The following is a 23979-nucleotide window of genomic DNA, read 5'->3' as shown; positions in this document are numbered from 1 at the left end:
ATGACAGACTTGCAACGCTTTGGCCGGGATCGGAGAAAGGCGGGCCGCGGGTGAGTGCTCCAGAGGGGACGACGTCGGGGGTCGGCGGGCTGCTTTCCCGGGCCGCGGCCACGTGGCCGGACCACCCGGCCGTGCTCGAGACCGGCAGCGGCCGCGGGCTGACCTGCGGGCAGCTCGAAGCCGCCGCCCAGGCCCAGGCCCAGGCCCTCGCGGACGCCGGGGTGGTGCCCGGCGACCCGGTCGCGCTGCGGCTGCCGACCTCGGTCGATTTCGCGGTCGGCTTCTTCGGCGCCCTGCGCGCCGGTGCGGTCGTCGTGCCGCTGTCGCCGCAGGTACCCGGCCCGGAGCTCGAGCGCCTGCTCGCGCACAGCGGTGCCAAGGTTGTCATCCAGCGGGACGCGGACGCCGAACTGCCGGCCGGGGTGAGCGGGCTCACTCCGCGAAGCGACCCGGATGGAGTAGTCGAATTCGTCGACGCCGGGCGCGCCGGGGAGGACATCGCGGTCGTTTCCTACACCTCCGGGACGACCGGCCCGCCGCGCGGCGTGATGCTCTCGCACCGCGCGCTGCTGGCGAACCTGGAACAGCTCGGCCAGGTCGAAGGCGCCCTCGAGCACGACGACCGCGTGCTGCTCACCATCCCGCTCTTCCACGTCTACGGCCTCGGGCCCGGCCTGCTGCACGCCATCGCCGTCGGCGCGACCGCCGTCCTCTCGGAGCGCTTCGAGCCGCAGCGCACGCTGGACGACTGCGCGAAGCACGGCGTCACCACGATCACCGGCGTCCCGACCATGTACGCCGAGTTCGCCGCGCTCGGCGCCGACGAGCTGCGCCGCGGCCTGGCCACCGTGCGCCGGATGACGTCGGGCGCCGCGCCGCTGCACCCGAAGGTGCTGACGGCGATCCGGGAGGCCGCCGGCGTCGACGTCTACGAGGGCTACGGCCTGACCGAATGCGCGCCGGTGGTGACGTCGACGCTGGTCACGGGCTACCCGAAGCCCGGTTCGGTCGGGCGCCCGCTGCCCGGGATCGAGCTGCGGCTGGTCGACAGCGACGGCACCGACCAGGCCGTGCCGCTCGACCCGGACGACGTCGACGACGTCTTCGAGGCCGAGGGCGAGACCGGGCTGGTGTCGATCCGCGGCGCGAACCTCTTCTCCGGCTACTGGCCCGACGGCGAGCACGGGCCGGACGACGAGGGCTGGTTCCGCACCGGCGACGTCGGCTACCTCGACGTCGACGGCGACCTGCACCTGGTCGACCGGGCCAACGACCTGATCATCGTCAACGGCTTCAACGTCTTCCCGCGGGAGGTGGAGGAGGTCATCGGGCAGCTGCCCGGGGTGGCCGAGGCCGCCGTCGTCGGGGTCGTGGACGAGCGAAGCGGCGAAGCGGTGAAGGCGTTCGTGGTGCCGGCGGCCGGGGCGGCGCTGTCCGAGCAGCAGGTCGTCGACCACTGCACGGCCCACCTGGCCGGGTACAAGGTGCCGCACCTGGTCGAGTTCGCCGAGTCGCTGCCGCACTCGGCCACCGGGAAGCTGCGCCGCCTGCGGCTGCGGTAGGAAGGACGCCATGGCGCACGAAGTGACGGTCATGGGCCGCGAGGGCTGCCACCTCTGCGAGGTCGCGGAGGCCGAGGTCGCGCGGATCTGCGGGGAGCTCGGCGTCGCGTGGAAGGCCGAGGACGTCGACACCGACCCGGAGTGGCGCGCGGAGTACGGCGACCGCGTCCCGGTGATCCTGGTCGACGGCGCCGAGCACGGCTACTGGCGCGTCGAAGAGGACCGGCTGCGGCGCGCGCTGGCCCAGCCGTAACACGTCCGTAAGCGGTATCCGGCAGCCTGTTCACGCTCCGCCTGGCGAAGATGGAGGCGTGACCACTCTGCAAGACGCGCCGCCGCGGCGGCTTTCGCTGCCGGTCGCGGCCCTGGTCGGCGTCCTCGCGCTGGCCGCCGCCCTCGGCGTGGGGCACCTGGTCGCGGGCTTCGTCGGGTACACGGCTTCGCCGTTCATCGCGGTGGCGAACTACGTGGTCGACCACAGCCCGACGGCCGTCGTGAAGTGGGCCGAGCGGACGCTGGGCACCTGGGACAAGCCGGTGCTGAAGGTCGGGCTGGCCGTGGTGCTGGTGCTGTTCGCGCTGCTGGCCGGGCAGCTTTCGCGCCGGACGCCGCGGGCCGGGCAGATCCTGGTCGTCCTGCTCGGCGCCGCCGGGGTCGCCGCGGTGTACGCGCGTTCCGACCTCGGTCAGGTGTCGCTGCTGGCGCCGATCGCGGCCCTGGTCGCCGGCCTCGCCGCGTTCACCTCGCTGCACCGGCTCGCACTTTCACGTGAAAGTGCCGACCAGGGGGCCGCACTTTCACGTGAAAGTGCGGCATCCGGGGCGTCGCGGCGGAAGTTCCTGCGCGCCGGGGTTGGTGTCGTGGCGGGTTCCGGGGTCGCGGCGGTGGTCGGCCAAGTGGCCGGGACCAGCTCGAACGCCGAGGACTCCCGGGCCACCGTCGGCCCGCTGGTGCCCGCGCGGACCGCGCCGCCGCTGCCCGCGGACGCCGACTTCGCGAAGCTGGGCTCACCGCCGTTCATCACGCCGAACGGCGACTTCTACCGCATCGACACCGCGCTGGTCGTGCCGCAGATCCGGACCGAGGACTGGAGCCTGAAGATCCACGGGCTGGTCGACCGCGAGGTGACGTTCTCCTACGCCGACATCCGGAACCGGCCGCTGGTCGAACGCCGGGTGACGCTGACGTGCGTGTCCAACGAGGTCGGCGGCCCGCTGATCTCCAACGCCAGCTGGATCGGCGTGGACCTGGTGGACCTGCTCGACGAAGCCGGCGTGCAGGCGGGCGCGGAGCAGATGTTCGCCACCAGCGTCGACGGCTGGACGTGCGGCACCCCCGCGAACGTCGCCCTCGACCCCCAGCGCGGCGCGATGCTGGCGATCGGCATGAACGGCGAACCCCTCCCGGTCGAGCACGGCTTCCCGGCCCGGATCGTGATCCCCGGGCTGTACGGGTACGTGTCGGCGACGAAGTGGGTCCAGTCGCTGGAGTTCACGAAGTGGAGCGACCGGCAGGCGTACTGGCTCAGCCGCGGCTGGGGCGAGCAGGCGCCGATCAAGACCGAGTCGCGCATCGACACCCCGTCCGGCTTCGCCCGCGTCCCGGCGGGCAAGGTCCGCCTGGCGGGGACGGCGTGGGCCCAGCACACCGGCATCGCGAAGGTCGAGGTCCGGCTGGACCAGGGCCCGTGGCAGCTGGCGACGCTGTCGGCGGAGGTGAGCAAGGACACCTGGCGCATGTGGTGGGCCGAGCTGGACGTGCCGAAGGGGACGCACCAGGCGTTCGTCCGGGCGACGGACCAGGACGGCTACACGCAGACGGAGAACCGCGCGGACCCGGTCCCGGACGGGGCGACGGGCTGGCACTCGGTGAGCCTCGACGCGAGCTGAGTGCGCATGGCCCTGGCGGCGTGCCAAAGGTCTTGAATGAGTCATTCAGGACCTCCGACGACCTGAATGACTCATTCAAGACACCGGGGTGCGCGACCCGAGCCGTTCAGCGCGTCCGACGGGCCGCTCGCCGCGTCGTGAGGACGGCACTCGGTGAGCCTCGACGCGAGCTGAGTGCCGGAAGTGCCTGCCCGGTGGGACCGGCGGAGACGCCTGAATGACTCATTCATCTCCACAGACGATGCTGTGCGACTTCGGGGTTCGCGCCGACCGAAGCGGCCAACATGCCGACCGGAACGGCCAACACAACGACCGGAAGGGCCAACACGTGCGGGTCTCCGGTGTGTTGGCCACTCCGGTCGCCGAACTGGCCGTTCCGGGCGATCCGCCCCGCACCTGAGCGACACCGGTGGCACGGCCACGCAAGCGACTTTGCCGGAACCCTGTCGTCGGACGAGGTGAACGACTCGTTCATGTCGTCCCGGCGCCGGTTCGCCGAGTGCCGGAAGTGCCTGGCGGGCAAGGATTCTGACGCCGTGTCATGATCGCGCGCCCGGTTCCAGCCCCTGGGAACCGCCTCCGACCAGTGACTTTGTGCGTGCGTTCACAAGTGGTCTACCGTAGGGCCATCGCCCCCGGGCGGTCCGGCATCGAACCGGACTCCGCGTCCTGGGTCAAGACACAGTTCGGCACGGCCGTGGCGATGGCCGCCGGGTGCACAGCGGGCAGGAGACTACGGGCGTGGTGACACAGCGGGGGAGGCGCGACGCGGCGGACTCCCCGGGCCGGGCGCCGCGACGGGCCCGCCGCTCGACCGCACCGGACGCCGACAACGCCCCCACCGCCGAGATGCCCGCCGTACCCGCCGACGCCGACGGGCGCAACGGGGATGCTCCCGAGGCCGTCCGGGCGAAGTCGATCCCCGAAGCGGCCGTCGCGCGGCTCGCCGTCTACCTGCGGGTGCTGTCCGGTCTGCGCGACCAGGGCGCCACGACGGTGTCGAGCGAAGAGCTGTCGCAGGCCGCAGGCGTGAATTCCGCGAAACTGCGCAAGGACCTCTCCTACCTCGGTTCGTACGGCACCCGCGGCGTCGGCTACGAAGTCAGCGTCCTGGTGAGCCAGATCGAGCGCATCCTCGGCCTGACCCGGCAGCACAAGGTCGCCGTGGTCGGGATCGGCAACCTGGGCCACGCGCTGGCGAACTACGGCGGCTTCCCGGGGCGCGGCTTCCCGGTCGAGGCCCTGTTCGACCTGGACCCGGACCTGATCGGCGTGCCCGTCGGCGGGCTCCCGGTGTCGCACATGGACGACATCCCGCGGATCTGCGCCGAGCGCGGCATCTCCATCGGCGTCATCGCCACCCCGCCGACCGCCGCGCAGTCGGTGTGTGACCGGCTGGTCGCGGGCGGTGTCCAGTGCATCCTCAACTTCGCCCCGGTCGTGTTGCAGGTTCCTGCTCACATCGAGGTCCGCAAAGTGGATTTGGCCGTCGAGCTGCAGATACTCTCGTTCCATGTAGCCCGCCGCGCGGATGACGCCGCCGCGGATCAGGGCAATTCCGGATTACGCGCCCCCGGTGCGCCGTCCGAGAATGGGAACGGCAGGCGGAACGGTTCGGGTCCGGACGGCGGACGGGAAATGGTGGTGCGCTCATGAGCGTTTTGGCGGTCGGTCTTTCGCACCGGAGTGCGGAGCTGAGCACGCTCGAGCGCGCCGCGATCCCCGCGCCCGAGGTCGGCAAGGTGCTCGACGAGCTGCAGCAGGCCCAGCACGTCAGCGAGGTCATGCTCGTCTCGACGTGCAACCGGATCGAGGTCTACGCCGTCGTCGAGACCTTCCACGGCGGCCTCAACGACGTCTCCGACGTGCTTGCCCGCCAGGCCGGGATGGAACCCGCCGAGCTCTACGACAGCCTGTACGTCCACTACGCCGGCGCCGCCGTCGAGCACCTCTTCTCGGTCACCTCGGGCCTCGACTCGATGGTCGTCGGCGAGACGCAGATCCTCGGCCAGATCCGGTCCGCGTACGCCACCGCGCGCGAGGCCGGCACCGTCGGCCGCACGCTGCACGAGCTGATCCAGACCACGCTGCGCGTCGGCAAGCGCGTCCACACCGAGACCGGGCTCGACCAGCTCGGCGCGTCGGTCGTGTCCGAAGCGCTCGCCGCGGCCGGGGACGTCACCGGCAAGCACGCCGTCATCGTCGGCGCCGGCTCGATGGGCGCGCTGAGCGCGTCGCAGCTGCGCAAGGCGGGCATCGGCGAGATCACCGTCGCCAACCGCACCGACGCCCGCGCGCGACGGCTCGCCGCGAACGTCACCGAGCAGGGCGTGCCGGCCCGCGCGGTCCCGCTGTCCGGGGTCGCCGACGCCGTTCGCGACGCCGACATCGTGATCTGCTGCACCGGCGCGCAGGACGCCGTCTTCACGCCGGAGCACGTGCTGCCCCGCGGTGGCCGCGCCCTCGTCGTCTGCGACCTCGGCCTGCCGCGCGACGTCGACCCGGCGGTCGGCGAGCTGGCCGACGTCCGGGTCGTCGACCTGGCCACCATCCAGCGCCGGATGCGCGAAGCGGGCACCCCGACCACCGAGCGCCAGACCGCCAAGGCGACCGGGATCGTCCTCGACGAGGTCCGCGACTACCTCGCCGGGCAGCGCAGCGCCGAGGTGACCCCGACCGTGACGGCGTTGCGCAAGCGCGCGGCCGAGGTCGTCGACGCCGAGCTGCTGCGGCTGGACAACCGGCTCCCGGAGCTCGACGCCGGGGTCCGCGAAGAGGTCGGCCGCACGGTTCGCCGGGTGGTCGACAAGCTGCTCCACGCGCCGACGGTGCGGGTCAAGCAGCTGGCCGCCGAGACGGCCGACACCGACTACGCGAACGCGTTGCGCGAACTGTTCTGCCTCGACCCGCAGGCACCGGCCGCCGTGGCGAGCCCGAAGCCCCCAGCAGAGAAGAAGTAGTAGTGACCAGAGTCATTCGCATGGGCACGCGCGGCTCCAAGCTCGCGCTCGCCCAGACCGGGACCGTCGCCGACGCCCTGCGCGCCACCGGCGCCGAGGTCGAGATCGTCAAGGTGACCACGCCCGGTGACCAGTCTTCCGCGCCGATTCCCACGATCGGGGTCGGCGTCTTCACGTCGGCGTTGCGGGAAGCCTTGCTGCGCAACGAAGTCGACGTCATCGTCCACTCGTACAAGGACCTGCCGACCACGCCGGAGCCGGGCATCACCCTGGCCGCCGTGCCGCCGCGCGAGGACCCGCGGGACGCGCTCATCGCGCGCGACGGGCTCACGCTGGGCGAGCTGCTGCCCGGGGCCACGGTGGGCACCGGCTCGCCGCGGCGCACCGCGCAGCTGCGCGCGCTGGGTCTCGGTTTGGAAATCGTGCCGATTCGCGGCAATATCGACACCCGCATGCGCAAGGTGACCGACGGCGAGCTCGACGCCGTGGTGCTCGCGCGTGCCGGACTGGCCAGGGTCGGACTGGCCGAGGCGATCACCGAGACCCTCGACCCGATCCAGATGCTGCCCGCGCCCGCACAGGGCGCGCTGGCGGTGGAGTGCCGGTCCGCCGACGTGGAACTGGAGCAGCTGCTCACCTCCACTTTGGACGACGAGGGCACGCGGGCCGCGGTGACGGCCGAGCGGGCCCTGCTGGCCGCGCTCGAGGCGGGGTGCAGCGCGCCGGTGGGCGCGCTCGCCGAGATCGTCGAAGATCTCGACGCCGAAGGCAAGGTCGTGGAACGGATCTCGCTGCGCGGCACCGCCGCGGCCGAGGGCGAGAACGGCGCGGTGGACATGGTCCGGGCCATCGCGCTGGCCGACAAGGACCAGGCCGCCCAGCTGGGCAAGGACCTGGCCGCCGAGCTGCTGGACCTCGGAGCCGGAGCCCTCTCCGGCCCCGCCCAGTAGCGCTCTCGCGAGCGCTTCGAAGACGTAGGAGACCTGTGGCAGTGCGATCGCGCACGGCCGCCGCAAGAGGAGAGAAATGACCCCCGCGCGAAAGACCACCGGGCGCGTAGCGTTCGTGGGCTCCGGGCCCGGCGACGCCGGCCTGCTCACGGTCCGTGCCCAGGAGCTGCTGACCAAGGCCGAGGTCGTGGTGACCGACCCCGACGTGCCCCAGGCCGTGCTGGCCATGGCCGCCGAAGGCGCCGAGGTCCGGCCCGCCGTCGGCGAGGCCGCCGAGGTCGCCAAGGACCTCACCGCCGAAGCCAAGGCCGGCCGGCTGGTGCTGCGGCTGGTCGCGGGCGACCCGCTGACCACCCCGGCCGTGGTGGCCGAGGTCCAGGCCGTCGCGCGCACGAGCGCCGTGTTCGACGTCATCCCGGGCGTCTCCCCGGGCGCGGCCGTCCCGGCGTACGCGGGTGTCGCGCTCGGCGGCACGCACGTCGAGGTCGACGTCCGCGGCGACGTCGACTGGGCGGCGCTGGCCGCCGCGCCCGGCCCGCTGGTGCTGCACGCGACGTCGGCGCACCTGGCCGAGGCCGCGTCGGCGCTGACCGGCAACGGCCTCCCGGCGTCGACCCCGGTCGCGGTCACCGCGAACGGCACCATCAACACCCAGCGCACCCTCGACACCACGCTCGAGAAGGTCGCCAACGACGCCGGCGAGCTCGTCGGGCCGCTGATCGTCACGATCGGCCAGGCCGCCGGGCAGCGCTCGAAGCTGTCGTGGTGGGAGTCGCGCGCGCTGTACGGCTGGAAGGTCCTGGTGCCGCGCACCAAGGAGCAGGCGGGCGAGATGGCCGAGCGCCTGCGCGGCCACGGCGCGACGTCCCACGAGGTCCCGACCATCTCGGTCGAGCCGCCCCGCAGCCCGGCGCAGATGGAGCGCTCGGTCAAGGGCCTGGTCGACGGCCGCTACCAGTGGATCGTCTTCACCTCCACCAACGCCGTGCGCGCGGTGTGGGAGAAGTTCGAGGAGTTCGGGCTCGACGCCCGCGCGTTCTCCGGCGTGAAGATCGCCTGCGTCGGCGAGTCGACCGCGGCGAAGGTGCGCTCGTTCGGCATCATCCCGGAGCTGGTCCCGTCGGGCGAGCAGTCCTCCGAGGGCCTGCTGGCCGAGTTCCCGCCGTACGACGACGTCCTCGACCCGGTCGACCGCGTGCTGCTGCCGCGGGCGGACATCGCCACCGAGACCCTGTCGGCCGGCCTGCGCGAGCGCGGCTGGGAGATCGACGACGTGACGGCCTACCGGACCGTCCGGGCCGCCCCGCCGCCCGCCGAGACCCGCGAGATGATCAAGACCGGCGGTTTCGACGCGGTCTGCTTCACCTCGTCTTCGACCGTGCGGAACCTGGTCGGCATCGCCGGCAAGCCGCACACCCGCACGCTGGTCGCGTGCATCGGCCCGAAGACCGCGGAAACCGCGGTGGAATTCGGGCTCCGGGTCGACGTCCAGCCGGAGAAGGCGGACGTCCCGCACCTGGTGGACGCGCTGGCCGAGCACGCCGCTCGCCTGCGCGCCGAAGGCGCCCTGCCGCCGCCGCGCAAGGCGAAGCGGGCCCGCCGCTCCTGAGGTTCGCGTAGTCCGTGAAGGCCTCCTTACCGGCTTTTATGACCGGGAAGGAGGCCTTCACGGCTTTTCGGGAACGGGCGGGAGTACCTTGGTAGGAGTGTTCCCTGAGCATCGTCCCCGCAGGCTTCGCACCACCCCGGCCATGCGCAGGCTGGTGGGCGAAACGACGCTGCGGCCACGCCAGCTGATTCTCCCCATGTTCGTCGCCGAAGGCCTCGACGCGCCACGGCCGATCTCGAGCATGCCGGGCGTCGTCCAGCACACCCGCGACACGCTGCGGAAGGCCGCCGTCGACGCGGTCAACGCCGGGGTCGGCGGGCTGATGCTGTTCGGCATCCCGAAGACGCGGGACGCCGAAGGCACCGGAGCCGTCGACGAAAACGGCATCCTCAACGTCGCCCTGCGCGACCTGCGGCACGAACTCGGCGACGCCACCGTGCTGATGGCCGACACCTGCCTCGACGAGTTCACCGACCACGGCCACTGCGGCGTCCTGGACGCCGACGGCGCGGTCGACAACGACGCCACCCTGCGCATCTACGCCGAGATGGCCGTCGCGCAGGCCGAAGCCGGGGCGCACGTGCTCGGGCCGTCCGGGATGATGGACGGCCAGATCGGCGTCATCCGCCGGGCGCTCGACGAGGTCGGCCACAGCGACAAGGCCATCCTCGCCTACTCCGCGAAGTACGCCAGCGCGTTCTACGGCCCGTTCCGCGAGGCCGTCGACTCGCAGCTCAAGGGCGACCGCAAGACCTACCAGCAGGACCCGGGCAACGGCCGTGAGGCGCTGCGCGAGATCGAGCTGGACCTCGCCGAGGGCGCGGACATGATCATGGTCAAGCCGGCGCTCGCCTACCTCGACGTGATCAAGGCGGCCGCGGACATCTCCCCGGTGCCGGTGGCGGCGTACAACATCTCGGGCGAGTACGCGATGGTCGAAGCCGCCGCGGCGAACGGCTGGCTGGACCGCGAACGGACCGTGCTCGAGGTCCTCACGTCGATCCGCCGCGCGGGCGCCGACATGATCCTCACGTACTGGGCCGCGGAAGCCGCTGCCTGGCTGGACTGACCCGTTAGAGTCCACGCCGTGGAAGACAAAGAGGACCTCACCGGTCTGACCGACGACGAACGCCGCAAGAAGGGCCGCTCGCCGGACCCGGTGCTGCCGGGGCAGAAAGCGCCCAAGGCGACGCCGCCGCGTCCGGTGGCCGTGTCGTTCTGGCTGTGGCTCGCCGGTGGCGTGGTGCTCATCCTCAGCTACGTCCAGCTGCTGAGCAGCAAGTCGGCCGTCATCGACCAGTTCGTGAAGGCGACCACCGACCCGAAGTACACGCCGCAGATGATCGCGGACGGCGTCACGACGCTGCTGTGGTACCTGCTCGGCGGCGCGGTCGTGTTCGTGCTGCTGTTCCTGCTCTTCGCGTACAAGGCCCGCGAAGGCACGCGCTCGGCCCGGACGGTGCTGACCATCCTGCCGATCGTGATGCTGCTGCTGATCATGACGATCGCGCCGATCATCAACTACCTGACGCTGGTTTCGGTGCTGCTGTTCGTGATCGCGCTGGTCCTGATGTACCTGCCGTCGGTGGCGGGCTACTTCCCTAAGGCCGGCCGCAAGCCGTGAGCGACCGGCTCTACGCCGAGTCCGGCGTGAGCTGGGGCGCCGTCGTGTGGGGCCCGGTGTTCGCGGTGTTCGGCGCGCTGTTCGAGCTGGTCACCGGCGGCCCGGTGCACGTCGTGGGCTGGCTGCTGGTCGGCGTGGGGCTGTGCGCGATCACGGTGCCGTGGGTGTACGCGCGGCGCCGGTTCCTCTCGCTCGAGGTGACGACGAAGCAGCTGCGCCAGGGCCGCGAGAAGGTCCCGGCGGACCAGCTCGCCTCGGTGACGGACGTCGGTGCCCCGGTCGGGACCCGCGTCCTCGGCGGCGGCTGGTCGGTGCCGCGGAAGTACGACTCGCTGCCGGTGAAGCTCGCGGACGGCAGCGTGGTGCTGGCGTGGGCGAAGGACGTCGAGGCCCTGCGGGACGCGCTCGACCGGCTCGTCCGGGCGACACGGAAGGAAGCATGAGAAAATCCCCGCTGTGATCGACCTTCCGCAGCCCACCGGGGCCGAGCTCTGGCCGCCGGCAGAACCCGGCCCGCAGGCACGGCTGAACCAGCCGTGGCGGCTGCTCGTCGCCGTCGTGGAAGTCGTGCTGGCCGTGGCCGCCGGGTGGGGGGCCTACGCGCTCTGGCAGTCCGGTGCCGCCACGGTCGTCACGCGGACCGACGACGGCGCCGTGCTCGAGTCGCACCGGTACTTCGGCGGGTCGCTCGCCGCCGCCATCGGGCTCGGGACCGTGGCCGCGCTGCTGCTGGTCGACGCGGTGCGTCAGCTGCTGCTCGCGATGCGTGCGCGGCAGCTCAAGCGCAAGGACTGATACACAGCTCCCGCACAGGGAACCCCCAGTCAATTGCTAAGCGGCGGTCCCAAGGTTGCCGCATGACGCGGGTGCGTGCCTCGAAGGCATGGGTGATCAACGGTGCTCTGGTCGTACTGCTGGCCGGAGCGGGTTTCGGGATATACCAGGCATTCAGCCCCGAACCGAACACGGCGCAGGCGCAGACGCGCAGCACACCGGTGCGCCGCGCGACGGTCACCGAGACCATCTCCGCCGCCGGAACCCTCGCCAGCAGCTACACCGGCGCGGCGAACTTCGCGACGGCCGGCAAGGTCACCTCGATCGACGTCAAGGTCGGGGACGTCGTCAGCGCCGGTCAGAAGCTCGCGACGGTCGACAGCACGCAGGCGGCGAAACAGCTCCAGGTCGCGAAGGCGAACCTCGCGGTCGCCCAGGACAACCTGGACACCGCCGAGGACGCCGAGGCCACCCCGGCGACCGGGCAGAACGGCCAGAACAGCACGCAGTCGGCGGCCAACAGCGTCACGTCGGCGCAGGCCAAGCTCGACCAGGCCCAGCTGGACGTCCAGACCGCGCAGGAAGCCCTCGACAACACGACGCTCTACGCGCCCGGCGCCGGCACGGTCACCGCCGTCAACGGCACCGTCGGCCAGCAGTCCTCCAGCGGCTCGGCCGGCAGCTCCCAGTCGTCGAGCAGCAGCAGCGGCAGCGGCCAGGGCGGGCAGGGCTCGTCGAACAGCACCGCGTCGAGCAGCAGCTCCAGCTCCAGCAGCGGCTTCATCACCATCACCAACCTGACCGGCCTGGTCGTGAACACCTCGGTCGCTGAGATCGACGTCAGCAAGGTCAAGACCGGTCAGAAGGCCACGGTGACGCTCAACGCGCTGCCGGACAAGCCGATCCAGGCCACCGTGTCGAGCGTCAACCTGACCCCGACCACGAGCGGCAGTGTCGTCTCCTACGGCGCCCAGCTCGCGCTGACCGCACCGCCGGACGGGCTGCGGCCCGGCCAGTCGGCGAGCGTCGTGATCACCGTCGCCTCCGCCGACAACGCGCTGAGCGTGCCGGCCGCGGCCGTGACGACCGCCGGGAACACCAACGTCGTCACCGTGCAGGAGAACGGCCAGAACGTGACGCGCCAGGTGCAGGTCGGCATCCGCGGCGAGTCGACCGTGCAGATCACGTCCGGGCTGACCGAGGGCGAGAGCGTCGTGCTCACCGGCGCCTCCGCGGCCACTGGGACCGGCCGGACCGGCACCGGGACCGGCGGCACCGGTGGCTTCCCCGGCGGCGGGACCGGCGGGTTCCCCGGCGGCGGCCAGCGCGGCACGGGGACGGGCACCGGCGCCGGCGGCGGATTCGGCGGCCGCGGGTGAAGCCCGTGATCGCGGTTTCCGCGCTGCGCAAGACCTACGGCGAAGGCGAGACGGCGGTGCACGCGCTGCGCGGCGTCGAACTGACCGTCTGGCCGGGCGAGTACGTCGCCATCATGGGTGCGTCCGGCTCGGGGAAGTCGACGCTGCTGAACATGCTGGGCTGCCTCGACGTCCCGACGTCCGGCCAGTACCTCCTCGACGGCTTCGGCGTCGGCAAGCTGAACGAACGGCAATTGGCGTTGCTGCGCAACCGGAAGATCGGCTTCATCTTCCAGTCGTTCAACCTCGTGCCGCGAACGTCGGCGTTGTCCAATGTGGAGCTACCGCTCGTCTACAGTGGACTGAAGCGGTCGGAGCGGCGGCGGCGCGCGCTGGCGGCGCTGGAGATGGTCGGCCTGTCCGACCGGGCCAAGCACCTGCCGAGCGAGCTGTCGGGCGGGCAGATCCAGCGCGTCGCCGTGGCGCGGGCGCTGGTCACCGGCCCGGCGATGCTGCTGGCCGACGAGCCGACCGGCAACCTCGACCGCCGCAGCACCGAAGACGTCCTCGGCGTGTTCGACCGGCTCAACGCCCTCGGCCGCACCATCGTCGTCATCACGCACGAGGACGAGGTCGCCGCGCACGCGCACCGCGTAGTGCGGGTAGACGACGGGCTCATCGTGTCGGACGAAGTGACCCGCGCGGTCGGAGCGGTCTCGTGAACCTCCTCGAAATCCTGCGCTTCGCGGTCCGCGGGCTCACCGCGAACAAGCTGCGCTCGGCGCTCACCACGCTCGGCATCACCATCGGCGTCGCCGCGGTGATCCTGCTCGTCGCGGTCGGCAACGGCGCGTCCGCGGCCATCGCGGCCAGCATCCAGGGCCTCGGCACCAACGTGGTCAACGTCTCCCCGGCGCGCGGCGGCGGGCAGGGCGCGTCGGCGCGGCCGCTGACCGTCCAGGACGCGCACGCGCTCGTCGACCCCGTCGGCGCGCCGGACGTCAAAGCCGCGTCACCGGTGGTGAACACCACGGCGACCGCGACCTACGGGCAGACGTCGTACGACATCTCCAGCGTCGCCGGCACCGAACCCGCGTACTTCACGACCACCAACCGCGAGCTCGCGCAGGGCCAACTGTTCACCGCGGAGGACGTCACGGCCGCGCGGAAGGTCGTCGTGCTCGGCCCGACGACCGCGGAGTCGATCTTCGGCACGGCGGACCCGGTCGGCAAGAACGTGCTGCTCAACAGCATCCAGTTCACCGTGGTCGGCGTGCTGCAGGCGAAGGGCAGCACCGGGCTGCAGAACGCCGACGACGTCGCCATCGCGCCGATCTCCGCCGTCCAGAACTCCCTGGCCGGGTACGGCAGCCTCAGCCAGATCGCGGTCCAGGCCACCAGCGCGGACTCGGTGTCGCTGGCCCAGTCCGAGATCACCGCGATCCTCAACGCCCGCCACGGCATCCGGCTCGGCGGCACCGCCGACTACCAGATCCAGAACTCCGAGCAGCTCCTGGCGACCCGGACGTCGGCGACCGAGACGTTCACCGTGCTGCTGGCGGCGGTCGCGGCGATCTCGCTGCTGGTCGGCGGCATCGGGGTCACGAACATCATGCTCGTCACGGTGACGGAGCGGATCCGCGAAATCGGCATCCGCAAGGCCATCGGCGCCCCGCGCGCGGCCATCCTCGGCCAGTTCCTCGCCGAAGCGACCATGCTCAGCCTGTTCGGCGGGCTGCTCGGCGTCGCGATCGGGCTGGTCGGCAGCCGGTTCACCATCTCCGGGATCAAACCCGTCGTGGTGCCGTCGTCGATCCTGCTCGCCTTCGCGGTCTCCGCCCTGATCGGGCTGTTCTTCGGCAGCTTCCCGGCGAACCGGGCCGCCAAGCTCCGGCCCATCGACGCCCTGCGGCACGAATAAGGAGTTCCGATGTCTTCCCCCACGACCCCGCCGAGCGCGGAGGAGATCGTCGCGACCCCGGCGGTCGACGGCGACCTGAACGCCGAGATGCGCCGGGCGGCCAAGCCGTTCTCGCGCGCGACGCTGGTACTGGCCGGTCTCGTCGTCCTCGCGGTCGCGTTCGGCGGCGGCGCCTGGACGCACGCGGCGTTCGGCTCGACGTCCTCGTCGACCCCCACCCGCCCGGCCGCCACGCAGGGCACCCAAGGCACCCAAGGCGGCCAGCAGGCCGGTGGGTTCCGCGGCGGCCGCGGCACCACGGGCACGGTCGACCGCGTCGAGGGCACCACGGTGTACGTCAAGACCGCGCAGGGCACCGAGGTCAAGGTGTCCACATCGGACTCGACCACGGTCGGCGTGACCCAGCAGGCCAAGCTGTCCGACCTCAAGCCGGGCTCGACCGTCGTCGTCCAGGGCCAGGCGGGCGAAGACGGCTCGGTCACCGCCCAGGCCATCACCCAAGAGGCTGCTCGCTAGCGTTTGCGAGACTGAAGGGGTGAGCACTGGAACCGAGCAGTCCAAGGCATGGTTCGAACGCGCGAAGGCGGCCATCCCGGGTGGGGTGAACTCGCCGGTCCGGGCGTTCAACTCCGTCGGCGGCACCCCGCGGTTCATGGTCCGCGGCGAAGGCCCGCACCTGTGGGACGCCGACGGCAACCGCTACGTCGACCTGGTCTCCTCGTGGGGCCCGATGATCCTCGGCCACGCGCACCCGGCGGTCGTCGAGGCGGCGCGTGCGGCGGCGACGTCCGGGCTGTCGTTCGGCACCCCGACGATCGGCGAGGTCGAGCTGGCCGAGGAGATCATCGGCCGGGTCGGGCCGGTCGAGCGGGTGCGCCTGGTCAACTCGGGCACCGAGGCCACGATGAGCGCGATCCGGCTGGCCCGCGGGTTCACCGGCCGCTCGAAGATCGTGAAGTTCGCCGGGTGTTACCACGGTCACGTCGACGCGCTGCTCGCGCAGGCCGGCTCCGGCGTCGCCACGCTGGGGCTGCCGACGTCGCCGGGGGTCACCGGCGCCCAGGCCGCGGACACGCTGGTGCTGCCGTACAACGACCTCGACGCGGTCCGGAAGTCCTTTGCGGACAACCCGGGCGAGATCGCCGCGGTGATCACCGAGGCCGCGGCCGGCAACATGGGCGCGGTCGCGCCGGACGAGGGCTTCAACGCGGCCCTGCGTGACATCGCCCACGAGCACGGCGCGCTGCTCATCATGGACGAGGTGATGACCGGGTTCCGCGTCTCGCGCGCGGGCTGGTTCGGCCTCGAAGGCGTGGCGGGCGACCTCTACACGTTCGGCAAGGTGATGTCCGGCGGCCTGCCGGCGGCGGCCTTCGGCGGCCGCGCCGACGTGATGGCCAAGCTCGCCCCGGGTGGGCCGGTCTACCAGGCCGGGACGCTGTCGGGGAACCCCGTCGCGGTCGCCACGGGCCTGGCGACGCTGCGCGCGGCCGACGACGCCGTCTACGCGGCTCTAGACGCCAACGCGAAGCGCCTCGGCTCGCTCTTCGACGCAGCGCTGAGCGAAGCGGGGGTTGCGCACAACGTCCAGTACGCGGGCAACCTGGTGAGCGTGTTCTTCGGCGAGAAGCAGGTACGCGACTACGCGGGCGCGCAGGCATCCGAGACGTGGCGGTTCCCGCCGTTCTTCCACGCGTTGCTCGACGGAGGCGTGTACGCGCCCCCGAGCGCGTACGAGGCCTGGTTCGTCAACGCGGCCATGGACGACGAAGCGTTCTCGGTGATCGAAGCGGCCCTGCCCGCGGCGGCGCGCGCGGCGGCCGGAGCCGTCCAGTGACCACCGTCGTCCACCTGCTGCGGCACGGCGAAGTGCACAACCCGGAGAAGATCCTCTACGGCCGGCTGCCGGGCTACCGGCTGTCCGAGCGCGGGCAGCGCCAGGCGCTGACGGTCGCCGAGGCCGTCGCGGGCCACGACCTCGCGTACGTCGTCGCGTCGCCGCTGCAGCGCGCGCAGGAGACGGCGGGCCCGATCGCCGCGGCGCACCGGCTCGACATCGCGACCGACGAGGACCTGATCGAAGCGGGCAACCAGTTCGAGGGCCTGCAGGTGGCGGTCGGCGACGGCGCGCTGCGGGAGCCTCGCCACTGGCCCAAGCTGGTCAACCCGTTCAAGCCGTCGTGGGGCGAGCCGTACCTCGAAATCGCGCACCGGATGCTCGGCGCGGTCCACCGGGCCCGCGAGGCGGCGGAGGGGCACGAGGCTCTCTGCGTGTCGCACCAGCTGCCGATCTGGACGCTCCGGCGGTTCCTCGAGGGCAAGAAGCTGTGGCACGACCCCCGCCGCCGCCAGTGCTCGCTGGCGTCGCTGACGTCACTGGTCTTCGACGGCGACGCGCTGCGGGAGATCGTCTACAGCGAGCCGGCGGGGACCACCGACCCGAAGGTGACCGGGGCATGAAGCGGCTGGTCATCGGGGCCGTGGCGGTGCTGGCGCTGGCCGGCTGCAGCGCGGGCAAGGACGCGGTGGTGCAGGGGAGCAGCTTCAGCTTCGTCTCCCCGGGCGGCAAGGTCGACATCACCTACGACACCGCCCAGCGCCAGACCGCGCCGGTGCTGGCGGGTGACGACCTGATGCACGAGGGCAAGCAGCTGTCGCTGGCGGACTTCCCCGGCAAGGTCGTGGTGCTCAACCTGTGGGGCCAGTGGTGCGGGCCGTGCCGCACGGAGGTGCCGGAGCTGGAGTCGCTGGCTCGCCAGGCCCCGGGCATCCAGGTGGTGGGCATCGACGTCCGCGACCCCGCGCGCGAGGTGGCCCAGGACTTCGTCCGCGACCGGCAGCTGACGTACCCCTCGATCTACGACCCGGACGGCCGCGTGCTGCTCAAGCTGAGCGGCTACCCGCGCAACATCATCCCGTCGACGATCGTCCTGGACAAACAGCATCGAGTGGCGGCGGTCTTCCTGCGTCCGGTGCTGGCCCAGGACCTCCTCCCGGTGACCCAGCGCCTGGAGGCCGAGGCGGCCTGACCCGCTACGCCCCAAGCGCCCCAATGTGGCGTTGGTTGCGTCCAGCGCACCGAACGCCACATTGGGTGCGTCTGACGCACCGAACGCCACATTGGGGCGCTCCGGTGCGAGCCGTACGGGCGGGACCAAGGTCCTGAACTGCTGTGACCGAGGTCCTGTGAAGCGGCCCCGGCGTTCTCACCCGGACCTCACTCCCTACCCTCAACGGGGTGAACTCCGTTACCGAGCTGGCGATCTCCGGACCGCTGCTGCTCGCCGCGGGCGTCGCGCTGCTGGCCGGCACCATCTCCTTCGCCTCGCCGTGCGTGGTGCCGCTCGTGCCGGGGTACCTCGCGTACCTCGCCGCGCTCGTCGGGGCGGACGCCCCCGCGGTCAGCGCCGACGAAGAGCGCAAGAAGGGCCGGTGGGCCGTGCTCGGCGCCGCGCTGCTCTTCGTGCTCGGGTTCACCGTCGTGTTCGTCGCCACCCTCGGCACGCTCGTCTGGCTGGCCGACACGCTCGTGCTCAACCAGGACATCCTCCAGCGCATCGGCGGGGTCCTGACCATCGCCATGGCGCTGGTCTTCCTCGGCTGGATCCCCGGCCTGCAGCGCGAGGTCCGCTCGCACCACGTCCCGCGCGGCGGGGTCTGGGGCGCCCCGCTGCTCGGCGCGATCTTCGGGCTCGGCTGGACGCCCTGCATCGGCCCGACGCTCTCCGCCGTCACCACGCTGGCCAGCGCCACCGGCGGGGCCGAGGCCCGCGGCTACCTGCTGATCGCCGTCTACTGCCTCGGCCTCGGGCTGCCGTTCCTGCTCATCGCGCTCGGCGCGCGCTGGGCCGTGCGCGCCACCGACTGGGTGCGCCGCCACGGCCGCCAGGTGCAGGTCTTCGGCGGCGTGCTGCTGATGGTCGTCGGCATCCTGCTGGTCACCGGCGTCTGGGGGGACCTGATGGGCTGGCTCCGCAACGAGCTCGCGGGCAACCTGGAGCTGCCGCTGTGACGACCACCGAAGCGCCTCCCAAGACCCCGCAGGGCCCGACGCCCGCGAAGCGCACCTTCGCCTTCATCCGCAACACCTGGCGCGGCCTGACGTCGATGCGCACCGCGCTCGTCCTGCTGTTCCTGCTCGCGCTGGCCGCCCTGCCGGGCGCGCTCCTGCCGCAGCGGAAGCTCAACGCCCCCAAGGTCGACGAGTACATCAGCGCGCACGGCTGGTGGGGCACCCTGCTCGACAAGCTCGAGTTCTACGACGTCTACTCCAGCATCTGGTTCTCGGCCATCTACCTGCTGCTGATGATCTCGCTGGTCGGCTGCCTGACGCCGCGCAGCTTCGAGTACGTCAAGGCGATGCGCGCCAAGCCGGTGCTGACCCCGCGCAACCTGGCCCGGATGCCGCACTACCGGCTGGGCCGCGGCAAGTCCGACGTCGCCGCCGAGATCGCGGCCGTCCACAAGCACCTGTCGGGCTGGCGCCGGATCGAGCGCGAGGAAGCCGACGGCGTCCGCACGATCTCCGCCGAACGCGGGTTCCTGCGCGAGACCGGCAACCTCGTCTTCCACTTCAGCATGCTCGGCCTGATCGTGTTCTTCGCGCTGGGCAAGATGTTCGGCTACGAGGGCCAGGTCATCGTCCAGGCCGACGGCGACAGCTTCTGCAACTCCGGCATCTACAACTACGACTCCTTCAACGCCGGCCTGCGCGTCGACGGCACCGACCTCGACCCGTTCTGCGTGAAGGTGAACGACTTCACCGTGCGCTACACCCCGGCCGGCGAGCCGGAGTACTACCACGCGAACATCCAGTACCAGTCCGGCGAAGACCTCGAAACGAACACCTGGCGCCCGTACGGCCTCGAGGTCAACTCGCCGCTGCGGACCGCGGGCGACCGCGTCTACCTGCTCGGCCAGGGGTACTCGCCGCAGTTCACCGTCACCTTCCCGGACGGCACCCAGCGCACCCAGAATACCCAGTGGCGCACGGTCGACCCGACCACGATGCTCGCCGAGGGCGCGACGAAGTTCGACCAGCCCGGCGTCACCGACGAGGTGCAGCGGCGGACCCGGCAGCTGGCCATCACCGGCCTGTTCGCCCCGACGGCCTTCCTGCACGGCAACGTCCTGACGTCGTCGGCGCCGGAGCTGAACAACCCGTCCGTGGCGGTGGACATCATGCGCGGCGACCTCGGCCTCGACGCCGGGCGCGGGCAGTCGGTGTTCGAGATCGACCAGTCACTGGTGGACGACGGCAGGCTGAAGAAGGTCGCCCGCGAGAACCTCAAGGTCGGCCAGGAGATCAAGCTCGACGACGGCACGAAGGTCCGCTTCGACGGCGTCAACCACTGGGTTTCCCTGCAGGTCTCCCACGACCCGACGCAGGGGTTCGTGCTCGGCTTCGCCATCGCGATGTTCCTCGGTCTCGGCGCGTCGTTGCTGGTCAAGCGGCGGCGGCTGTGGGTGCGGGTGAAGCCGGGAACCGAAGACGAGCCGGGTACCGTGATCGAGGTCGCCGGGCTGGCCCGCACCGACCAGGCCGGGTACGGCGAAGAGTTCCACCGGATCAGTGAACGCCTGATCAGTGGTCAGAAGGGCTGAGGCATGCCGATCAACGAGACGCTGTCGACCTACAGCGACTGGCTCTACACCACCGCCGCGGCGATCTACGTCGTCGCGCTGATGATGACGCTGATCGAGCAGGGCTTCGGCGCCAAGGGCAGGCTCGCCACCGAGCGGGCGAAGCTCCGCGCGCGCGAGCTCGTCGGCGCCGGCGGGCCGCCGACCGAAGAGGTCCAGGCCGAGCAGCGCACGTCCGGCCGTCCCGAGCGGATCGGCAAGATGGGCGCGTCGCTGCTCGTGCTCGGCGCGCTGCTGCAGCTGTCGGCGATCGTGCTGCGCGGGCTCGCCGTGCACCGCGCGCCGTGGGGCAACATGTACGAGTACGGCATGGCGGTCACCTTCATCACGGTGGTCACCTGGATCCTCGTGATGTGGAAGTTCCCGGTCCGGCACCTCACCGGCTTCCTGCTGCTGCCCGTCGTGATCCTGATGTTCATCAACGGCACGCTGCTGTACACGATCGCGGCGCCGGTCCAGCCCGCGCTGCAGTCGTACTGGCTGGTCATCCACGTCTCGGCGGCCATCATCGGCTCGGGCGTGTTCCTGGTGCCGGGCGTGGCGAGCGTGCTCTACCTGTTCCGCGCGGCCTACGAGAAGGACGAGACCAAGTACGCCCGGTTCGCCTCGAAGCTGCCGGCGGCCGACGTCCTCGACCGGATCGCCTACCGGACCACCATCTTCGCCTTCCCGGTGTTCACCTTCGGCGTGCTCTGCGGCGCCGTCTGGGCCGAGTCGGCGTGGGGCCGGTTCTGGGGCTGGGACCCCAAGGAGACCGTCGCGTTCATCGCCTGGGTGGTCTACGCGGCGTACCTGCACTCGCGGGCGACCGCGGGCTGGCGCGGGGCCCGGGCCGCGGCCATCAACATCGTCGGGTTCGCCGCGATCATCTTCAACCTGTTCTTCGTGAACCTCGTCACGGCGGGCTTGCACTCCTACGCCGGGGTGGGCTGAGCGTCCCGCGAGGACTCCGACTACCGTCGTGACCGGGGGAGTGCGATGTCGGGCGGAGTGCGCGGAGGTTTACACCGGTGACCGGACCCAGCGAAGAATCGGCTCCTGGCCACCCCGAACAGGCTGAACCGGCCGCTGCCCCGCAGCAACCGGGCCTGTTCGCCGAGGATCGGACGGACTCCCACCCGCACCCGGAGACGTCCGGGGCCTACGACGTGCAGCCCACGCAGGCCGTCCCGCCGCCGCCCAACCCGGCGACGTCCGGCCCGCACCAGGTCAACCCGGCCGTCTCGGGGCCGCACCAGGTGCCCCAGGGGCAGCCGTACGGCTACGACCAGAACCTGCCGCCGCTGCAGCCGCAGTACGGCGACCCGGCGCAGCAGTACGCCCAGGCCCAGTACCCGCAGCAGCCGTCCGGCTTGCCGCAGCCCCAGGGCGGGCGGCACGCGGCGCCGCCGCCGCAGCAGCACCCGGGTCATGGCCACGACCTGTCCACGGCGCACCTGGTCAAGCAGGTCAAGCGGCCCCCGCAGTCCGGCTGGCGCAAGGCCCTCTACGTCGGCAGCGGCAAGCTGGTCAACCCGGGCGAGAGCCCGGCGGACACCCGCCGCCGCGAGCTGATCGCGCGCGTCAACCAGCCCCTGCGCGGCTGCTACAAGATCGCGATGCTGTCGCTGAAGGGCGGCGTCGGCAAGACCACGGTGACGACGACGCTGGGCGCGACGTTCGCCTCCCTGCGCGGTGACCGGGTGGTCGCCGTGGACGCCAACCCGGACCGCGGCACGCTGTCGCAGAAGCTCCCGCTGGAGACCACGGCGACGGTCCGCCACCTCCTGCGCGACGCGGCCCGCATCACGCGCTACAGCGACGTCCGGTCGTACACGTCCCAGGGCTCCAGCCGCCTGGAAATCCTCGCCAGCGAGCAGGACCCGGCCGTCTCCGAGGCCTTCTCCGAGGACGACTACCGGCGGACGGTCAACCTGCTGGAGCACTTCTACAACATCGTGCTCACCGACTGCGGCACCGGACTGATGCACTCGGCGATGAAGGGCGTCCTGGACGTCGCGGACGCGCTGGTGGTGGTCTCGTCCGGCTCGGTCGACGGCGCCCGCAGCGCCTCGGCGACGCTGGACTGGCTCGAAGCCCACGGCTACGGCGAGCTGGTCAAGCGTTCGGTCGCGGTGATCAACTCGGTCCGCCCCAAGGGCGGCTCGGTCGACCTCGACAAGCTGTCGGCCCACTTCGGCGCGAAGGTCCGGGCGGTCTGCAAGGTGCCGTTCGACCCGCACCTGGAGGAAGGCGCGGAGATCGAGCTGGACCGGCTCACCGGCGACACGCGCTTGGCGCTGCTGGAGCTGGCGGCGACGGTCGCCGACGGCTTCGCGACCCCGCTTTCGCAGGGTTACCGCTGAGCCGCTCGCCCACCCGGTCGTGAAAGCCTCGCTCAGCCCTCTTCGTCCCGGCGCTTGCGCTGCTGTTCGGCCAGCTGGCGCAGGAAGTCGGGGTCGTCGTCCGGGGCGAGCGGGGCGCGGCGCGGGGTCGAGGGCACCATCCGCTGGCCGGCGAACGACCGCCACAGGAGCAGGGCGACGACCAGCGCGCCGACCGCCGCGAGCAGAGCGAGCATGCCGGATCCTTCCGTGTGGGTCCCCCGAGGTTAGCCTCTTCGGCCGGGTTTCGGCTGCCGCGGCGTCACCCGGGTGACGCGGCGAACGAAAAGGGGCCGCGCGGGACGGGGTGCTTCCCTGTACCCGACACGGCCCCGCGCCGGAGCTGGTTCAGGCGTTGCGCGCCGGTTCGCTGGCGTCGGTGGTCAGCTCGGCCAGGAGCTCGTTCACCTCGGACTCCCGGAACCGCCGGTGCCCGCCCGGGGTCCGGATGGAGCCGATGCGGCCCGCCGTCGCCCACCGCGTCACCGTCTTGGGGTCAACCCGGAACAGCGCTGCCACCTCTCCTGGGGTGAGCAGGCGTCCGCCCATCGTCGCGGTCATTTTCCGCCTCCTTAACGAACTCACTGCTATACCGGAGGCATCCGGGCCCTTCTGCCCGTCGCGCCGGGGTAGCCAACACGGCAATCGTTGCACTTCACCCGTCAGGTACTCGAACGGTTGTCCAAGAGTAAAGAGCCCTTAAAGGTCAAAACGGACAGTTTGTTTACGGTCTGCAACTTATTGTTCCGTGACGCGACGTGCGGAAACGCCGTCGCTGCCGGTCACCGGCGGCGAGGTGTGGTGCCAATGGGGGATTGTCCAACCGCATAGAGTGATCCCCGTGGATCAGTTGGACCGGAAGATCATCGCGGCGTTGCGCATCAACGGACGGGCCACCTACGCCGACCTCGGGCGGGCCGTCGGGCTGTCCGCGTCATCGGTGCACGAGCGGGTGGGCAAGCTGGAAGCCGCCGGCGTGATCACCGGCTACCACGCGGTCGTCGACCCGAGCTCGGTCGGGCTCGGCGTCACCGCCCTCGTCGGCATCCATCCCACCGACACCGCGACCGAGGACGACGTCGCCCAGGCGCTCGGCGAGCTCGACGAGGTCGAGAGCTGCTACGCCGTCGCGGGTGACGAGGCGTTCGTCGTCAAGGTGCGCGTGCCGACCGTCGACGAGCTGGAGCGGACCCTGGGCCGGCTCCGCCGCATCCCCGGCGTCGGGCGGACGAACACCACGGTCGTGCTCTCGACGCGGTTCGAGGGCCGCCCGAACAACGCGGGCCTGCAGAAGGACCGGTCCGGCGGGGCGTAGCCTGCTTCGGT

25 protein-coding genes are annotated in these 23979 nt (G+C 71.6%); 23 read left to right on the top strand and 2 right to left on the bottom strand.

Features of this window, described 5'->3' with window-relative positions; translation table 11 throughout:
* Positions 1-50 precede the first annotated feature (50 nt).
* From EIY87_RS19710 to EIY87_RS19605, 22 genes are all read left to right on the top strand, one after another.
* Entirely contained in the window at positions 51-1562 is a 1512-nt protein-coding gene (locus EIY87_RS19710; RefSeq protein WP_125310259.1) for an AMP-binding protein, read from the top strand.
* 10 nt (positions 1563-1572) lie between these two features.
* On the top strand, positions 1573-1815 hold the full coding sequence (locus EIY87_RS19705) for a glutaredoxin family protein (protein WP_125310257.1): 243 nt from the start codon (positions 1573-1575) through the stop codon (positions 1813-1815).
* A 58-nt stretch (positions 1816-1873) separates the two neighbouring features.
* Entirely contained in the window at positions 1874-3451 is a 1578-nt protein-coding gene (locus EIY87_RS19700) for a molybdopterin-dependent oxidoreductase (RefSeq protein ID WP_125310255.1), read from the top strand.
* 741 nt (positions 3452-4192) lie between these two features.
* Positions 4193-5107 (top strand): redox-sensing transcriptional repressor Rex, encoded by a 915-nt coding sequence (locus tag EIY87_RS19695; protein WP_125310252.1) that lies wholly within the window; start codon positions 4193-4195, stop codon positions 5105-5107.
* The gene (locus EIY87_RS19690; RefSeq protein ID WP_125310249.1) at positions 5104-6411 is read left to right on the top strand and encodes a glutamyl-tRNA reductase; all 1308 of its coding nucleotides are present in this window, start codon (positions 5104-5106) and stop codon (positions 6409-6411) included. The genes EIY87_RS19695 and EIY87_RS19690 overlap by 4 nt, the downstream gene beginning before the upstream one ends.
* A 20-nt stretch (positions 6412-6431) precedes the next feature.
* Positions 6432-7361 (top strand): hydroxymethylbilane synthase, encoded by a 930-nt coding sequence (hemC, locus tag EIY87_RS19685; RefSeq protein WP_125310328.1) that lies wholly within the window; start codon positions 6432-6434, stop codon positions 7359-7361.
* A gap of 76 nt (positions 7362-7437) precedes the next feature.
* Positions 7438-8970: a bifunctional uroporphyrinogen-III C-methyltransferase/uroporphyrinogen-III synthase gene (locus EIY87_RS19680; protein ID WP_125310247.1), complete on the top strand. Its 1533-nt coding sequence runs from the start codon at positions 7438-7440 to the stop codon at positions 8968-8970.
* 97 nt (positions 8971-9067) lie between these two features.
* Complete coding sequence (hemB, locus tag EIY87_RS19675; RefSeq protein WP_125310244.1) at positions 9068-10039, top strand: porphobilinogen synthase; 972 nt, start codon at positions 9068-9070, stop codon at positions 10037-10039.
* Between the two features lie 18 nt (positions 10040-10057).
* The gene (locus EIY87_RS19670; RefSeq protein ID WP_125310242.1) at positions 10058-10594 is read left to right on the top strand and encodes a hypothetical protein; all 537 of its coding nucleotides are present in this window, start codon (positions 10058-10060) and stop codon (positions 10592-10594) included.
* The gene (locus tag EIY87_RS19665) at positions 10591-11037 is read left to right on the top strand and encodes a hypothetical protein (RefSeq protein WP_125310240.1); all 447 of its coding nucleotides are present in this window, start codon (positions 10591-10593) and stop codon (positions 11035-11037) included. Before EIY87_RS19670 ends, EIY87_RS19665 begins: the two co-directional genes overlap by 4 nt.
* Before the next feature lie 13 nt (positions 11038-11050).
* Positions 11051-11389, top strand: coding sequence for a hypothetical protein (locus tag EIY87_RS19660; RefSeq protein WP_125310238.1), 339 nt, complete (start codon positions 11051-11053; stop codon positions 11387-11389).
* A gap of 62 nt (positions 11390-11451) precedes the next feature.
* On the top strand, positions 11452-12747 hold the full coding sequence (locus tag EIY87_RS19655; protein WP_125310236.1) for an efflux RND transporter periplasmic adaptor subunit: 1296 nt from the start codon (positions 11452-11454) through the stop codon (positions 12745-12747).
* Positions 12744-13448: an ABC transporter ATP-binding protein gene (locus EIY87_RS19650; protein WP_125310234.1), complete on the top strand. Its 705-nt coding sequence runs from the start codon at positions 12744-12746 to the stop codon at positions 13446-13448. The genes EIY87_RS19655 and EIY87_RS19650 overlap by 4 nt, the downstream gene beginning before the upstream one ends.
* A complete protein-coding gene (locus tag EIY87_RS19645) occupies positions 13445-14647 on the top strand; it encodes an ABC transporter permease (RefSeq protein ID WP_125310232.1) in 1203 nt (400 codons plus the stop codon). Before EIY87_RS19650 ends, EIY87_RS19645 begins: the two co-directional genes overlap by 4 nt.
* A gap of 9 nt (positions 14648-14656) precedes the next feature.
* Complete coding sequence (locus EIY87_RS19640) at positions 14657-15163, top strand: hypothetical protein (RefSeq protein WP_125310230.1); 507 nt, start codon at positions 14657-14659, stop codon at positions 15161-15163.
* Between the two features lie 19 nt (positions 15164-15182).
* Complete coding sequence (hemL, locus tag EIY87_RS19635) at positions 15183-16484, top strand: glutamate-1-semialdehyde 2,1-aminomutase (RefSeq protein ID WP_125310228.1); 1302 nt, start codon at positions 15183-15185, stop codon at positions 16482-16484.
* Complete coding sequence (locus EIY87_RS19630) at positions 16481-17107, top strand: histidine phosphatase family protein (RefSeq protein ID WP_125310226.1); 627 nt, start codon at positions 16481-16483, stop codon at positions 17105-17107. Before hemL ends, EIY87_RS19630 begins: the two co-directional genes overlap by 4 nt.
* Entirely contained in the window at positions 17104-17676 is a 573-nt protein-coding gene (locus EIY87_RS19625; protein WP_125310224.1) for a redoxin domain-containing protein, read from the top strand. Before EIY87_RS19630 ends, EIY87_RS19625 begins: the two co-directional genes overlap by 4 nt.
* A gap of 209 nt (positions 17677-17885) precedes the next feature.
* Complete coding sequence (locus EIY87_RS19620; RefSeq protein WP_125310222.1) at positions 17886-18659, top strand: cytochrome c biogenesis CcdA family protein; 774 nt, start codon at positions 17886-17888, stop codon at positions 18657-18659.
* The gene (gene resB, locus EIY87_RS19615; protein ID WP_125310220.1) at positions 18656-20251 is read left to right on the top strand and encodes a cytochrome c biogenesis protein ResB; all 1596 of its coding nucleotides are present in this window, start codon (positions 18656-18658) and stop codon (positions 20249-20251) included. Before EIY87_RS19620 ends, resB begins: the two co-directional genes overlap by 4 nt.
* A gap of 3 nt (positions 20252-20254) precedes the next feature.
* Positions 20255-21223, top strand: coding sequence for a c-type cytochrome biogenesis protein CcsB (gene ccsB, locus EIY87_RS19610; RefSeq protein ID WP_125310218.1), 969 nt, complete (start codon positions 20255-20257; stop codon positions 21221-21223).
* A 77-nt stretch (positions 21224-21300) separates the two neighbouring features.
* Positions 21301-22635 carry a MinD/ParA family ATP-binding protein gene (locus EIY87_RS19605; RefSeq protein WP_125310216.1) on the top strand — a complete coding sequence of 445 codons (1335 nt, stop codon included), beginning with the start codon at positions 21301-21303 and terminating at the stop codon, positions 22633-22635.
* A 32-nt stretch (positions 22636-22667) separates the two neighbouring features.
* On the opposite strand, the gene EIY87_RS19600 is transcribed toward EIY87_RS19605, so the two are convergent.
* On the bottom strand, positions 22668-22850 hold the full coding sequence (locus EIY87_RS19600) for a hypothetical protein (protein ID WP_086865237.1): 183 nt from the start codon (positions 22848-22850) through the stop codon (positions 22668-22670).
* Positions 22851-23001: 151 nt separating this feature from the next.
* A complete protein-coding gene (locus tag EIY87_RS19595) occupies positions 23002-23214 on the bottom strand; it encodes a BldC family transcriptional regulator (protein WP_003081896.1) in 213 nt (70 codons plus the stop codon).
* Between the two features lie 280 nt (positions 23215-23494).
* On the opposite strand from EIY87_RS19595, the gene EIY87_RS19590 reads away from it, so the two are divergent.
* Positions 23495-23968 (top strand): Lrp/AsnC family transcriptional regulator, encoded by a 474-nt coding sequence (locus tag EIY87_RS19590; protein ID WP_191984181.1) that lies wholly within the window; start codon positions 23495-23497, stop codon positions 23966-23968.
* Positions 23969-23979: the final 11 nt, after the last annotated feature.

This window comes from Amycolatopsis eburnea (genome assembly GCF_003937945.1).
Classification (GTDB): domain Bacteria; phylum Actinomycetota; class Actinomycetes; order Mycobacteriales; family Pseudonocardiaceae; genus Amycolatopsis; species Amycolatopsis eburnea.
Note: the sequence above shows the minus strand (reverse complement) of the source record. Positions and strands in the feature narration are given on the sequence as shown.